The 13903-nt window shown below is 68.0% G+C and carries 11 protein-coding genes; 4 read left to right on the top strand and 7 right to left on the bottom strand.

Annotated elements, in window-relative coordinates; translation table 11 throughout:
- Positions 1-2: 2 nt before the first annotated feature.
- Together AC1RQG_RS08575 and AC1RQG_RS08580 are read left to right on the top strand one after the other, a co-directional pair.
- A complete protein-coding gene (locus tag AC1RQG_RS08575; RefSeq protein ID WP_493130281.1) occupies positions 3-974 on the top strand; it encodes an ABC transporter permease in 972 nt (323 codons plus the stop codon).
- Between the two features lie 146 nt (positions 975-1120).
- Entirely contained in the window at positions 1121-1285 is a 165-nt protein-coding gene (locus AC1RQG_RS08580) for a hypothetical protein (RefSeq protein WP_493130283.1), read from the top strand.
- Positions 1286-1399: 114 nt separating this feature from the next.
- On the opposite strand, the gene AC1RQG_RS08585 is transcribed toward AC1RQG_RS08580, so the two are convergent.
- Complete coding sequence (locus tag AC1RQG_RS08585; protein ID WP_493130735.1) at positions 1400-1759, bottom strand: c-type cytochrome; 360 nt, start codon at positions 1757-1759, stop codon at positions 1400-1402.
- A 201-nt stretch (positions 1760-1960) separates the two neighbouring features.
- Between AC1RQG_RS08585 and AC1RQG_RS08590 the strand changes: the two genes are divergently transcribed.
- Positions 1961-2866, top strand: coding sequence for a hypothetical protein (locus AC1RQG_RS08590; protein ID WP_493130285.1), 906 nt, complete (start codon positions 1961-1963; stop codon positions 2864-2866).
- Between the two features lie 43 nt (positions 2867-2909).
- Here AC1RQG_RS08590 and AC1RQG_RS08595 read toward each other — a convergent pair whose 3' ends face one another.
- The 4 genes from AC1RQG_RS08595 to AC1RQG_RS08610 all read right to left on the bottom strand — a co-directional run bounded on the left by AC1RQG_RS08595 (position 2910) and on the right by AC1RQG_RS08610 (position 10476).
- Entirely contained in the window at positions 2910-3980 is a 1071-nt protein-coding gene (locus tag AC1RQG_RS08595; RefSeq protein ID WP_493130287.1) for a S1/P1 nuclease, read from the bottom strand.
- The gene (locus AC1RQG_RS08600; protein ID WP_493130737.1) at positions 3977-5203 is read right to left on the bottom strand and encodes a phospholipase D-like domain-containing protein; all 1227 of its coding nucleotides are present in this window, start codon (positions 5201-5203) and stop codon (positions 3977-3979) included. The genes AC1RQG_RS08595 and AC1RQG_RS08600 overlap by 4 nt, the downstream gene beginning before the upstream one ends.
- Before the next feature lie 8 nt (positions 5204-5211).
- Positions 5212-6912, bottom strand: coding sequence for a bifunctional metallophosphatase/5'-nucleotidase (locus AC1RQG_RS08605; protein WP_493130289.1), 1701 nt, complete (start codon positions 6910-6912; stop codon positions 5212-5214).
- 144 nt (positions 6913-7056) lie between these two features.
- Positions 7057-10476 carry a TonB-dependent receptor gene (locus tag AC1RQG_RS08610; RefSeq protein ID WP_493130291.1) on the bottom strand — a complete coding sequence of 1140 codons (3420 nt, stop codon included), beginning with the start codon at positions 10474-10476 and terminating at the stop codon, positions 7057-7059.
- Between the two features lie 97 nt (positions 10477-10573).
- Here AC1RQG_RS08610 and AC1RQG_RS08615 point away from each other — a divergent pair, with 97 nt between their 5' ends.
- Positions 10574-10810, top strand: coding sequence for a hypothetical protein (locus tag AC1RQG_RS08615; protein ID WP_493130293.1), 237 nt, complete (start codon positions 10574-10576; stop codon positions 10808-10810).
- Positions 10811-11069: 259 nt separating this feature from the next.
- Here the strand turns inward: AC1RQG_RS08615 and AC1RQG_RS08620 are convergent, their stop codons facing one another.
- Together AC1RQG_RS08620 and guaD are read right to left on the bottom strand one after the other, a co-directional pair.
- The gene (locus AC1RQG_RS08620) at positions 11070-12572 is read right to left on the bottom strand and encodes an adenosine deaminase (RefSeq protein ID WP_493130294.1); all 1503 of its coding nucleotides are present in this window, start codon (positions 12570-12572) and stop codon (positions 11070-11072) included.
- Positions 12573-12604: 32 nt separating this feature from the next.
- A complete protein-coding gene (guaD, locus tag AC1RQG_RS08625) occupies positions 12605-13900 on the bottom strand; it encodes a guanine deaminase (RefSeq protein WP_493130296.1) in 1296 nt (431 codons plus the stop codon).
- Between the last annotated feature and the right edge of the window lie 3 nt (positions 13901-13903).

Raw genomic sequence — 13903 nt, forward strand, 5'->3', positions numbered from 1 at the left:
CCATGACCTTCGCCGACCTCCACCTCGACAGCGTGCTCGTCTCGACCGTGCGCAACGCGCCGGTGCTCATCTTCGCCGCCATGGCCGGCCTGTTCGCCGAACGCTCGGGCGTGATCGACATCGGCCTCGAGGGCAAGATCCTGGCCTCGGCCTTCGTCTCGGCCGCCGTCGCCTTCGCCACCCAGAACCCGTGGTACGGGGTGGCGGCCGGCGTGGCCGTCTCGGTCGCGCTGGCCATGCTGCAGGCCTACGTGGCCATCACCCAGAAGGGCAACCAGCTGGTCGGCGGCATCGCCATCAACATCGCCATGAGCGGCCTGACCTTCGTGCTGGCCCAGTTCTTCTTCCAGCAGGGCGGCCGCACGCCGGACCTGGGCCAGGCCCGCCTGTTCGACGTGGTGCTGCCCGGATCAAGCGCCGTCGAGAACATCCCCTTCCTGGGCTGGCTGTACGCGCACCTGGTCGGCGGCCACTCGGTGCTGGTCTACCTGGCGTTCGCCCTGGTGCCGCTGGTGCACTGGGTGCTCTACCACAGCCGCTTCGGCCTGCGCCTGCGCGCCTGCGGCGAGAACCCGCACGCGGCCGACGCGGCCGGCGTGAGCGTGGCGCGCCAGCGCTACCTGGCCATGCTGGTGGCCGGCGTGCTGTGCTCGTTCTCGGGCGCCTACCTGTCCATCGTGCAGAGCGGCTTCTTCCTGCGCGACATGTCGGCCGGCGCCGGCTACCTGGCCCTGACGGCCATGGTGTTCGGCAACTGGCGCCCCGTGTACACCTTCCTCGGCTGCCTGATGTTCGGCTTCTTCGGCGCCGTGCAGATCCAGATCGAGGGCGTGGAGCTGCCCGTGGTGGGCCGCATCCCCGGCTCGCTGATCCAGATGGTGCCCTACGTGGTCACGGTGGTCGTGCTGGCCGGCCTGATGGCCAAGTCGGTGGCGCCCAAGGCGCTGGGCACGCCGTTCGTCAAATCGCGCTGAACTGCGCTGAGCCGCGTTTCCGCCGGGCACGTCCCGCGCGGGCCGGCTTGATTTGACGCGCGCTCCGGCCTGCCAAGGCGGGCGTATGATGGACTTCCGCGATGCCGGGTCCGGCCATCGCCCCGCCCACCGCACAGGAGGTCATCATGTCCAAGTCCAGCCAAGGTCACCCGCCCCGGCCCATGCACGCGCCGCCATCGAAAGTCGACACCGTCAGCAAGCAAAAGCAGCAGGCCGAACAGGCCGAAGTGGCGGGCCGCCACAAGAACGCGGGCCGCAACGACAACATCGGCCACAAGACCTCGCGCTGACGGCGGCGCTGCGATGCGGCGATGCCGCGGCGCCTGAGCGCTGTGGCGCTGTGGCGCTGTGGCGCTGTGGCATTTTGGTGCTTTGGCGCTTCGGCGCCGTTGAGCCGCCTCGCTCTATCGCTGGGTGCGCAGGTAGGCCAGCAGGTCGGCGATCTGCTGCGCATCGCTGATGCCCCAGAAGCGCATGCGCGTGCCCGGCACCACATCGCCTGGGCCGCGCAGGAAGGCAGCCAGGGTCTGCTCGTTCCACACGATGCCGGACTGGCGCATCGCGTCCGAATACTTGTAGTCGGTGGTGGACGCGGCGCGCCGGCCGAGCACGCCATTGAGCTGCGGTCCGAAGCCGCCGCGCGCGGACGGCCCCACCTGATGACAGGACGCGCACTTCCTGAACGAGGCCTTGCCGGCCTGCACGTTTCCAGCCCGCTCGTTGCCGGCCTGCACGTTGCCGGCCGCCTTGGCCGCCAACGGCATGCCGGCGTGGATCTGCAGCGCCAGCAGGGCCAACGCCGCCGGCCATTGTCTTCTCTTCATCACATCCCTCGCCACCACGTCCAGCGCGCCGATCGCGCGCCCCGCCATTATGCCTTGACCTGACGCGGGGCAACGACACTTGCACCAGAGTAGAAAGCCGTGTCACACTTGGCCTGGCATTCACCATCAACATGGCATGGTATGGAGCATATCGACAACTGGCGCATCGCGCTCTGGCGGCTGGCCCTGCTGGCGGCCCTGTGCCTGCCCGGCATCCGGGCCCACGCCTACGACCGGCTGGTCTACCCCTTGTCGCTGGGCGTGGACAGCCGCTATGAATACGACTGGGCCGTGCTGCGCATGGCGCTCGACAAGAGCCGCGCCCAGTTCGGCACCTACAGCGTGCACCAGGCCACCACCTCCATGTCGCCGGCCCGCATCACGCAGGAATTGCTGATGCCCACCGGCCACATCAACATCCTGGTGCGGGCCACGGCGCCCGCACTGGAGCGGCAATTCCTGCCGGTGCGCATCCCCGTCGACCGCGGCCTGCTCGGCTACCGGGTGTTCCTCGTGCGGCGCGACGACCTGCCCCGCTTCGCGGCCGTGCGCTCGCTGCGCGAGCTGCGCACGCTGCGCGCCGGCCTGGGCAAGGACTGGATCGACGTGCCGGTGCTGCGCGCGGCCGGCCTGCCGACCGAGGAAGGCTCGGCCTACGAGGGCTTGTTCTCGATGCTGGAGGCGGGCCGCTTCGACTATTTCTCGCGCGGGGTCGACGAGGCGCTGCGCGAATACGACGAGCGCCGCGCCAGCCACCCGAAGCTGGCCATCGAACCGACCCTGCTGCTGCACTATCCGCTGCCGCGCTACTTCTTCCTGCGGCGCGACGCCGAAGGCAAGCGGCTGGCCGCCCGCATCGAGGCCGGGCTGGAAACCATGGTGCGCGACGGCTCGCTCAACGCCCTGTTCCAGCAGTACAAGGGCGCCACCATCGCCGCCGCCAACCTCAGGCAGCGCCGCGTGCTGACCCTCCACAACCCCACGCTGTCGCCGGAAACCCCGCTGTCGCGCAGCGAACTGTGGTACGACCCGCTCAACGGCAAGTGAGCGCGGCCGCCGGCGTCGGCGCGCGCGCCGGCCGCCGGGCACCTCAAGGCCAGATCGCCTGCAACAACGCGGCCAGATGATAGCCAGCCTTGGTCAGCTGGTCGCGGGCGATGGCCGAACTGGGCACCGGATAATCGTCCGGCACCGTCAAGCCCCACACGTCGTACGTCTCGCCGTCGCGGCCCGTCTGGTGGCCGATGGCGCCCGGCGTCGCGTCGCCATAGGCCAGTCTGGCCACGGCCAGGCCGTCGTCGGCCCACTGGTAAGGCCAGCTCACGGGCGCGCCCGTGTTGGCGGCCACCGCCGGCCGCGCCGCGATCATCGCCTGCGCGAACTGTCTGGGCGTGCGCGCGCCGCTGCGGCGGAACGCGTAATCGACCACGGTCGTGTCCCAATAGGTGTGGAAGGGCTGGGTCGGCGATTTCGGCGGCGTCCACGCGGGCGGCTCGTCGGCCGGACGCGGCAGCGGCGGCGGGATCAAACGGGCGCCGGCCGCGCCCATGCGCGCATCGTCGAGCAGCAGGTTGTTGCCGCCGCGCGCGTCGAACATGTTGACGGCATCGACCTGCCCATGGCGCTCGGGCACCACGAAGCCCCCTGCCCGGCCCACGTACGCCGCGCCCACGTGCAGCGGCTGGTGGATGTCGCCCACCAGGTGCACGGCCAGCAGCAGCGCCTGGCGCTGGCTGAAGTGGTGCGGGTTGCTGGCCTCGTCGTCGCGTCCCTGCAGCACGGCGATGGCCTGCTTGAGCGTTTGCACGATGTCGTCGTCGGCCGTGCCGACCGCGCGGTCGCGGTAGTGCGGCAGCTGGAACGGCACGTCCGTGTAGTGGTACTGGCCGTGGTGCGGATTGGCGGCCGTGTAGGCTTGCATCTCGGCCGTCTGGGGCCCGCAGAACGTACCCTTCACGCAGTCGGCCCAGTTGGCGGCCTGCTCCAGCGTCTCGCCGGGCGGCAGCAAGGCCGCCACCTGCCGCTCGGCGGCGCTGCCGGCGATCAGCTGGGCGGCCATGGCGGCCACGGCGCGGTGGCCGTCGCTGCCCCAGGCCAGCGCCTTGCCGGCCATGGCCACGCCGGCCACCGCCAGCGCGGCGGCGAGCAGGCGCCGCTTCATTGCGGGCTGCCCTTGGCCGGTCTGGCGTAGACCTTGTTGATGTCGAGCGGCTGCGCGTACGACGAGCTCCACGTCTGCTCATGCAGGGCCGCCAGCCGCTGCGCCATCTGCGCGTTGCGCATCACCACCTCCAGGTTGCGCGACAAGTCCAAATAGCCGCCCGCCCAGTTGCTGGTGCCGACCCAGGCCAACTGGTCGTCGATCACCATGATCTTGCTGTGGATGACGCGCGCGAACGGGATGAAGCCGGTCGAGGCCACCGGCAGCGTCACCACGCGCACCTCCACGTTGGGCAGCACGGCCAGGCTTTTCAGGTACACCTGCTCCGGTTCCTCCAGGTTCCAGTTCGACACCAGCAGCTTGACCTTCACGCCGCGGTTGGCGGCGCTGCGCACGGCGTTGTCGATCACGGCGTAGTACGGGCGCGTGCCCTTGGGACCGTAGCTGAGCGGCGCGTAGTCGAGCAGCTGGATGCGCACCTCGCGCCGGGCCGACGCCAGCAGGGCCGGCAAGCCGGTCTCCGAGTCGCCCACGCCGGCCGGGTTGTAGCGGTTGGGGCTGGCCAGCAGGAAGGCGTCCTGGTTCAGGTCGGCCGCCACCGTGTGCGCGTTCAGCACGGGCGCCTGCAGGCCCTGGGCCGCCAGCGCCTGCGCGCGCCAGTCCTGGTCGAACACGGCCTGCACCTGGGCCACGATGCGCGGCTCGGTGATGCGCAAGCCCGTCTCGTGGATATGCTCGAACGAGCGCCAGTCGAAATTCTGGCTGCCCACATAGGCCGTGGCGCGGTCCACCACCAGGTATTTGGCGTGCAGGATGCCGTTGCCGGTCAGCTGGTTGAAGTCGATGATGTGCAGTTCCAGGTTCGGGATCGCCTTCAGCCGCTCGATGGTGGCCGCGTCCGACAGGCGCACGCCCTTCTGGTCCAGCAGGAAGCGGATATGCACGCCGCGCCGGCCGGCCGCCTCGAGCCGCGCGAGCACGCGCTCGAACGCGCTGCCGGGGTGGCCGACGACATAGAACTGGCCCAGCACGATCTCCTTGCGGGCCTGGTCGAACAGCTCGCACCAGACGGTGGCCGGATCGCGCAGGTCGGCGTTGACCAGCGTCGTTTCGCGCGGCGCCGTTTGCACCAGCTCGAAGCCGGGGATGGAGAACGCCGCATGGGCCAGCGAGGCCGTGCCCAGCAGCGCGGACAATAACAGGGAAGAAGTCAGACGACGCATCATGGTCCTTATGGTTGCGGGGCGCGCTGGATGCGGCCCTGGGAAAGTTTGCTGCCGGCCGGCTTGCCCAGCTGGTCGCGCCGGGTCAGATAGGCGGCCATCGCGTCGCTCAGGTAGATGCCGGTGCTGGCGCGGCTGCGGCCACTGGTGAACAGCGGGAAGAAGTCGCCGCCCTCGGCCAGGAAGTTGTTGGTCGCCACCCGGTACGGGCTGTCCGGCTCCAGCGGCACGCCGTGCAGGGTCACGCTGCCCGGCACCACGCGGCTGCCGGCCGGCAGATTGGGATTCCACTGGTAGCTGAAGCCATCGGACACCTGCAGCAGCGGGCGCTTGCCGCCATCGCCGCCCTGCCACTGCTGCTCCAGCAGCGCCACGACCTGCGCGCCCGTCAGGTTCATCACCACCACCGTGTTCGCGAACGGCAGCACGGTCTGCACCTGGCCCAGGGTCACGCGGCCATCGGCGCCGGCCGCCAGATCCTGGCGCATGCCGCCCACGTTGGTGAACGCCAGCTGGGCGCCGAACGGCGTGCCGGCCTGCAGCAAGGCGTCGGCCACCAGGTCGCCCAGCGGCGACTCGTCCACGTCATCCTTGTCCAGCGGGACCACGGGCACGGCCAGCCGCCCCACGGGCCGGGCCAGCGCCGCCGCGCTGCGCGCGCGGGCGCGGGCCAGGTAGGCCTCCAGCGCCGGATCGGCCGGATAGCGGCCGGCCAGCATCACCTCGTTGCTGGCGCTGACTTCGCGCACGCGGTTGCTGGCCGTGTCCACCGTGAGCCGGATGCGCGACAGCACATGGCCGGCCGTCTCGGCCTGCGTCACCACGCGCCCGTCCACCTGGCACAGGTAGCCCTTGTGCGTGTGGCCGCTGACGACGAGGCGGATGGCCGGATCGAGCCGCTTGACGACGTCCACGATGGGGCCCGTCAGATGCTCGCAGCCGGGCCGGTCGAAATCATCGGTGGTGCGCCCGCCCTGGTGGATCAGCACCACGAACACGCCCACGCCCTGCTTGCGCAGTTCCGGCAGCACGGCGTTGATGGCGCTGGCCTCGTCGGTGAAATCGAGCCCGCTCACGCTCGACGGCAGCGACAGCGCCGCCGTGTCCTTGAGCACGGCGCCGATGAAGGCCACGCGCACGCCGTGCGCCGTCTCGATCTTATAGGCCGGCACGATGGGCTTGCGGGTCACCATGTCGATCACATTGGCGGCCAGGTAGCTGAAATGCGCGCCGCCGTAATTGGGCGCGAACCGGCACGCCTTGTCGGCGCGCGGCGAGACGCAGCCGCCCTTCTGCTGGCGCAGCAGCTCGGCGCGGCCGAGGTCGAACTCATGGTTGCCGAGCGCGCTGGCGCGCAAGCCCAGCAGGTCGAGCGCGCCGAGGGTCGGCTCGTCGGCCCACATGGCCGAGATCGACGGGCTGGCGCCGACCAGGTCGCCGGCGCCCACCAGCAGCAGCTCGCTGTCGTCCTTGCGCCACGCCTGCAGGGCCGCGCCCAGCGTGGCGATGCCGCCGGCCTGCGCCGTCGTCTCGCCGCGCGCGCGGGCGCTGGAGTAGGTGAAGGCGCTCGGCTCCAGGTTGCCGTGGAAATCGTTGAGCGCCACCAGGTTGACGACGGCCGTGTGCGGCGGCGCGGGCGGCGGGCTGGCGCAGGCGGCCAGCAGGGCCGCCAGCGCGGCGGCGGCCAGGGGACGGAGGAAAGTAGTCATCGCATCATTATATGAAACAAAACACCGGGGTCAGGTCATGCGTTGGGACAAGAGTCATGTCCCAACGCATGACCTGACCCCGACAAAAAAACGGCTGATGTCGCCATCAGCCGTCCGGTCTTGCCTAGCTACGCATCGGTACGCTTAGAACTCGTACTTGACGGTGGCCTGGATCGCCCACTGCGATTCGCCTTTGACCTGGCGGGTATCGAGCGTTTCCACGTCACGCACCTTGTAGATGTAGCGGCCCTGCGCGTCCAGGCCGACGTAGTCGACGAAGCTGCGGGCCTGGCCGCCGGCGGGCTGGAAGCCCACTTCGTTGATGCGGCCCCACTTCTTGTTCAGCAGGTTGCCGACGTTGAAGATGTCGAGCGTGAGCGAACCCTTGTGGTCCTTGAAGAAGCCCGGGATCTCCTGCTTGATGCGCAGGTCGACCGAGTTGGTCCAAGGCGAGAAGTCCGAGTTGCGGCTGACGACGCCGCCGGCGGCCTTCTTCAGCACCGAATTGGCGTTGACGATGGACCAGAACTTGTCCTCGTTGGCGTGGCTGGTGGCCGTGTCGCCGGCGAACACCACCTGGCCCGAACCGGGCGCGGACGGGATGTACATCAGGTCGTTGCCGCCCTGGCTGTCGCCGTTCAGGTCGTTGTTGACGGTCCAGCTGTAGGGCTTGCCGCTGCGGCCCTCATAGAACATGCCGAAGGTGGTCTTGTAGGAACCGAAGAAGCGCTTCTGGAAGTTGACCAGGGCGTTGATGCGGTTCTTGACCAGGTAGGCCGAGTTGGCGGCCACTTCCTCGTTCGGGTTGAAGATCGAGCGGCCGTTGAAGGTCGAACCCGAGGTCGACGAGGTCAGCGGCGACACTTCCGTCGCGTCCGAGTAGGTGTACGACACCGACCAGTTCAAGCCGTTCGTCATCGGACGGCTCAGCGACAGCGTGGCCAGGTTGCTGCTGCCCTTGTCGGTGCCGGCGGCCACCAGCACGTTGCCGAAGGCGGTGTTGCTGAGCGCCTTGTTGCGGGCGCCGGTGCAGGTGGCGCCGTTGCTGACCATCACGCCGGAGGCCGTCCAGCAGGCCGGGTTGTACGCTTGCGCCGAGTAGTACAGCGCGCGGCCGTCGGTGCCGGTCTTGGTCGGCGTGCCCAGGTTCAGGCTCTGATAGTAGATGCCGTCGTGCACCTTGGTGTTCAGGTACTCGGCGCCGAACACCAGGCCGAACCATGGCAGTTCCGTGTCAAACGCGATGTTGGACTTCCACACGGAAGGCTGCTTGAGGCCGGGCGCCAGCGCGTCCACGTTGGCCTGGGCGCTCACGCCGGGCAGGCTGGTCAGCTGCTTGTTGATGTCGGGGCTGAAGTTGCCGTCCGTCGTGGGGCAGGCGCCCGAGCCGCCGCACACCACGTTGTGGGTGGCCACGCCGGGGTTGGAGAACGGGTTGGACAGCCACACGGTGGCCGCCGCGCCCTGGAACAGGCCGGTGCCGCCGCGCACCTGCGTCGGACGCGCGCTGTCGAACGTGTAGTTGAAGCCGGCGCGCGGCTGCCACAGTTGCTGGCCGTCGAAGGTGACGGTGTTGTCCAGGCCGAAGCCGCCGGTCTGGCGCGCACCCGTGGCCGGGTTGCCGGCCACCATGGGCGCGGCGGCGGCGGCGTTGCGCAGCGGACGGCCATCCACATGGGCCGTGTCCAGACGCACGCCGTAGCTCAGCGTCAGGTTCTTGGTGGCGCTCCACGTGTCCTGCACGAACAGGCCGTAGTTCTTCATGCTGAAGCGGGCGATGGCGTCGTCCAGCGTCAGGCCCTCGTTGGGCACCTGCAGCGTGTACGACGACGGCCGGCCGCGGCTGAAGTTCTCCAGCACGGCTTGTTCGATCTGGCCGTTGGTGGCTTTGCCGCAGTCGAGCGTGCCGGCGGCCGCGAACGAGTAGGCCAGCTTGTTGATGCAAGAGAAGGTGTAGTTGCCCCAGACGTTCTGCAGGAACGCGTTGTACACGTCGTTCTTCTGGTAGTCGCCGCCGAACTTGACTTCATGGTCGCCCAGCGTCCAGTTGGCGCCCAGGTAGCCATCCACGGTCTTGGTGTTGAGGATGTTGCGCTGGTAGCTGTTGTCGGTGCCGAACGACAGCGTGCGGCTGGCCGTGGAGACGCCGGCCGGCGTGCCGTCCGGCGTGGGTCCGGTGAACGACAGGTTGATCAGCGGCAGTTGCGAATTCAGGCTGGGCACGCGGTCGTAGTCGCGCTGCGACAGTTTGACCTCGGTCGAGAAGGTCGGGGTCCAGTCGGCGGTCCATTGCGCCACCTTGGTCTCGATGGTCTTGCCCTGGTTGAACCAGCGCGAGTTGAGCGAGATGCCCGACTTGTCCAGGCCGGAGAACTGCGGCTCTTCCTGCTTGGTCTTGGACCAGCGGAACATGGCGCGGTGGTTGTCGTTGATGTTCCAGTCCAGCTTGACGAGGCTGTCGTCCACGTTCAGGGCCGAATTGCCCGGCGTGGCCGAGGTGCCCACGTCGAAGCCGTACTGGTTCTTGGCGATGGCGGTGGCGCCGGCGATGGCCGAGTTGGTGATGCCGACGTTGGTCAGCGGGCTGCCGATCGGGCCGAACGCGGGCGCGGCGCGGGTCGATTCCAGCTTCTCGTAGGCGGCGAAGATGAACAGCTTGTCCTTGATCAGCGGGCCGCCCACGGTGGCGCCCTTGGTGGTCTCCTTGAACGGGGCCGGCGCGTAGTAGCTGTCGGTCGCGGCGTTGTAGCGGTCGCCGGCCAGCGAATCGTTGCGGAACACGTAGTACACGCTGCCGTGCACCTTGTTGGTGCCGGACTTGGTGACGGCGTTGATGTTGCCGCCCGTGTAGCCCTTCTGGGTCACGTCGTAGTTGGCCACGTTGACCTGCACCGACTGGATCGCCTCGATCGAGATCGGCTGCTTGGCCGTCGGGCTGCCGTTCGACTCCAGGCCGAAAGTGTCGTTGACGGCCACGCCGTCGATGGTCAGCGAGTTGTAGCGCGAGTTCTGGCCGGCCACGGACATTTCGCCGCGCTCCTTGTCGGTCTGCGACACGCGGGGGTCGGCGCGCGCATAGTCCTGCAGGTTGCGGTTGATCGAACCCTGGATGTCGAGCTCGGTGCGGCCGATGCTGGTGCCGGTGCCCATGGTGGTCTTGGAGAACTTCTCGGAACGGCCGCCGGCCACGCCGGCGATGGTCACGGTCTGCATCGCCGGCGCGCCCAGCGTGGCGTCCACGTTGGCGGTCTCGGCCAGCTGGATGAACACGTTCTCGCGCTTCTCCGTCACGCCGTCCTTGGTGATGGTGATCGTGTACGGACCGCCGGTGCGCAGGCCGCGCGCCACGTAGCGGCCTTCCGCGTCCGTCACCACGTTGTTGACCGTACCGGATTCGGTGTGGACGATGGTGACGACGGCGCCGCTGGCCGGCTTGCCGTCGGCGGCCGAGATGCGGCCGCCGATGGCCGAGGTGGTGTTCTGCGAGAAGGCGGGCGCTGCCGCGAGGGCGATGGACAGGCTGAGCGCGATCTGCGTGAGCCGGAGCCGTTTGTGATCAATCATGGTGGTACCCCAAAATAGACGAATAGTTATATGGAAATCCGCGCGGATAGCGGGAATCCCTCTTTACTGTGCTGCAACTGGTAAGCCGCGTGGCCGCGTGGCCGAACATCTGCCGCTGCGCGCCATGCCTGGCGCCGGCCCTGCGGGCGCAACGCACAAGTGTAACGGTTCAATATTTCACGGTAATGACAGCTTTATGGCAACGTTGCTCATAAAGAAAATGGCGCCGAAAAGCGCCGCCGAACACCATCAACACCGCATGTCAGCCCATCCCCTGGCTATTACGGAAACAAAAATATTGCATTTTTGGATAATTTCGTCCCACTATGCATGATGGCAAATTGGTTGACAAATACGATTTATCTTAGGGATTAAGACGACGAACAAATAAATAGAACCGGAAAACGCATGACGGACTGGAAACAAAGGCAAGGCCGGGGCTGCCGGGCGCGATTATAGTTCAGGCCATATGACCATGAAAATAATTCATCTTTGAAAAGGCGTGAAACTAGAGGAAGTCCACCAAATTGATGTCGTGGGAAGGCAACGCCGTGCCGGCGCCGCCTCACCGTGTCGCCTGGAACGGCTGTTTGTTACTTGCGCTTGGGCTCGGCGGCCGCGATGGCCGCTTCGAAGCTGGCGAACCTGCCATCGAGCGCCTTGAGCAGGCGCTGCTTGTCGGCCGGCGCCAGGAAGGCGTAGCGCAGGCTGTCGTAGGACAGCTTCTTCACTTCCGCGTAGTCGGGCCGGTAGCGGGCCGCGTACAGCACGTATTCGCCCGACAGGTTGTTGCGCGACACGCCCGCGTCATCGGTGGCCAGCACGAACGGCACGCCATACTTGCGGTACAGCGTGACCGGATGGGCCGCGCCCTTGATGCCGAGGATGAAGTCGTTGCTACTCAGGTTGACTTCGACGGCGATGCCCTTGTCATGCATGGTTTTCATGATGGCCAGCGGATCGCTCTCATGGGCGATGTCCATGCCGTGGCCGATGCGGCTGGCGCCGGCCACCTCCACCGCGTCCTTGATGTGGAAGGTCAGCCCCTCGGGCGGCACCATGCCCAGCGCCAGCTCGCCGGCGTGCAGCGCCAGCTTGACGTTCGGATACTTGGATTTCAGGAACTTGAACATCTGCATGTGCATCGCATAGTCGCGCATCGCCACATGCACGCTCTCCTGCCCCACGATGTTGACGCCCACGATCCGCGGGCTCAGCGCCGCCAGCTTGAAGCTCGACACCATGGACGCGAACACCTGCGACGGCGACAGGAAACGCAGCACGAACGGCTGGTAGCGCATGGTGAACCGGGCGTCGTCGATGCCGGCGCTGCCCTTGTCGAGGTTGTCCAGATAGGACGCGATCCACTGCTGGTAGCCCTGCTCGTGCTCGAGCTGCGCGCTGTACGCTTCCAGCGCCGCATCCGTCACGCCGTGGGCCAGCGCCTCGCGGTCGAAATCGTCGTTGTGGGTGAACGGCGCCAGCTCGAAGATGGTCTCGATGTAGCTCAGGTTTTCCTGGATGGCGCGCTGCTTGAGGCGCTGCAGGCCGTCCTGGGCGTTGCTCGACGCCACCGGGCCGAAATAGGCGAAGGTGTCGAAGAACTGGCGGTCGGGCGGCGACTGGTTGCCGCTGTGGTTGTAAAAGTCCTTGTCCGACCAGTGCTGCAGCACTTGGGCCAGCAGGGTGTTGTCGCCCATCACCTGCTGCCCCGTCACGCACGCGCGCTCGGCGGCCGGTTTGGCCTGCTCGGCGGCGATGACGGCCTTGTCCGTCTCGATCCGGTAGCTGGCGCGGTTGACGCAGTAGTGCTGCAGGTCGACCCACTCCAGGTACTGCTCGGCGTAGATGGCGCCCGAATAGTGGTGGTGCAGGTCGCCGCCCTTGGGCATCATGGTGAAGAACATGGTCAGCTCGGCCAGTTTGGGCTCGCTGCCGGCCACCAGCGCGGCGAAATGGCGCTTGGTGATCGCTTCGTTGCGGGCGGCGGTGCCGGCGGCATGGGCGCCAGCGGCGGCATGGGCCGCGTGCGGCATGGCGCAGGCGACGAGGACGGCGGCGGCGGGCAGCATCAGGCTGGCGATTTTTCTTGGCATGCGGTGGTCTCGCTAAGGTTGGACGTCGAACATCAGGCAGCGTCGCGCACGTGGACCCGGTTGCCGGCCGCGTAGGTGGCGGCCACGGCGCGGTCGTCGCCCAGCAGCGCCAGCGCGAACAGCAACTCCTCCAGGCTGGCGCAGTGGCTGCTGCGGCGCTGCAGCAGCGGCGTGGCCTGCGGATCGAGCACGATGAAATCGGCCTCCGCGCCCGGCGCGAAACCGCCGATCGTGCCCTCCAGCCCCATGGCGCGGGCCGCGCCCAATGTGGCCAGGTAGAACATGCGCAGGGCCGGCAGATAGCTGCCCGTCAAGCGCGCTACTTTATAGGCTTCATTCATTGTTTGCAACATTGAAAACGACGTGCCGCCGCCCACGTCCGTGGCCAGCGCCAGGCGCATGCCGGCCCGGTCGGCCCGCGCGAAATCGAACAGGCCGCTGCCCAGGAACAGGTTGGAGGTGGGGCAGACGGCGGCCGCCGCGCCGGTGGCGGCCATGCGCGCGCGGTCGTCGTCGTCCAGCCACAGGCAGTGGCCGTAGACGGCGCGCGGGCGCAGCAGGCCGCAGCGCTCGTACACGTCGAGGTAGCTGCGCGCCTGCGGGAACAGTTCACGCGCCCAGCGGCATTCGTCGGCGTTCTCCGCCACGTGGCTTTGCACGAAGGTGTCTGGCCAGGCCGCGGCCAGTTCGCCGGCCAGCCGCAGCTGGGCCTCGCTGGACGTGGGCGCGAAGCGCGGCGTGATGGCGTACAGCGCGCGGCCGTGCTTGTGCCAGCGCCGGATCAGCGCCTCGCTGTCGCGCGCGCCCGCCTCGGCCGTGTCGCGCAGCCATTCGGGGCAGTGGCGGTCCATCAGCACCTTGCCGGCCACCATGCGCAACTGGCGCTGCTCGGCGGCCGAAAACAGGGCGTCCACCGAGGCCGCGTGCACGGTGCAGTAGACCATGGCCGTGGTGGTGCCGCAACGCAGCAGCTCGTCGAGGAAGAACTCGGCCGTGCCGGCCGCGTGGGCCGGATCGTCGAAGCGGCGCTCGGTCGGGAAGGTGTAGGTTTCCAGCCATGGCAGCAGGCCCGGCGCCGGCGAGGCGATCATGTCCGTCTGCGGGTAGTGGACGTGGGTGTCGATGAAGCCGGGTGTGATCAGCTTGCCGCTGTAGTCGTGCAGCGGCGTGCCCGGCGCCAGCGTGGCGTGCAGCGTTGGATAGTCGCCGGCCGCCACCACCCTGCCATCGTCGACCAGCAACAGGCCATCCTCGTGCCAGCTGTGGGCCTGCTCGCTGAACGCGGGATCGTCGTGGAAATGCAGCAGGCTGGCGCGGTAGGCTTGCATCGG

The sequence above is a fragment of the Rugamonas sp. GW822-FHT03B10 genome (assembly GCF_058801745.1).

Excerpts from the sequence above, each read along its gene's own strand:
- AC1RQG_RS08590 (WP_493130285.1), top strand. The coding sequence starts at position 1,961 with ATGGAGCATATCGACAACTGGCGCATCGCGCTCTGGCGGCTGGCCCTG.
- AC1RQG_RS08610 (WP_493130291.1), bottom strand. The coding sequence starts at position 10,476 with ATGATTGATCACAAACGGCTCCGGCTCACGCAGATCGCGCTCAGCCTG.
- AC1RQG_RS08585 (WP_493130735.1), bottom strand. The coding sequence starts at position 1,759 with ATGCCGTTGGCGGCCAAGGCGGCCGGCAACGTGCAGGCCGGCAACGAG.
- AC1RQG_RS08620 (WP_493130294.1), bottom strand. The coding sequence starts at position 12,572 with ATGCCAAGAAAAATCGCCAGCCTGATGCTGCCCGCCGCCGCCGTCCTC.
- AC1RQG_RS08580 (WP_493130283.1), top strand. The coding sequence starts at position 1,121 with ATGTCCAAGTCCAGCCAAGGTCACCCGCCCCGGCCCATGCACGCGCCG.
- AC1RQG_RS08575 (WP_493130281.1), top strand. The coding sequence starts at position 3 with ATGACCTTCGCCGACCTCCACCTCGACAGCGTGCTCGTCTCGACCGTG.
- AC1RQG_RS08595 (WP_493130287.1), bottom strand. The coding sequence starts at position 3,980 with ATGAAGCGGCGCCTGCTCGCCGCCGCGCTGGCGGTGGCCGGCGTGGCC.
- guaD (WP_493130296.1), bottom strand. The coding sequence starts at position 13,900 with ATGCAAGCCTACCGCGCCAGCCTGCTGCATTTCCACGACGATCCCGCG.
- AC1RQG_RS08605 (WP_493130289.1), bottom strand. The coding sequence starts at position 6,912 with ATGACTACTTTCCTCCGTCCCCTGGCCGCCGCCGCGCTGGCGGCCCTG.
- AC1RQG_RS08600 (WP_493130737.1), bottom strand. The coding sequence starts at position 5,203 with ATGCGTCGTCTGACTTCTTCCCTGTTATTGTCCGCGCTGCTGGGCACG.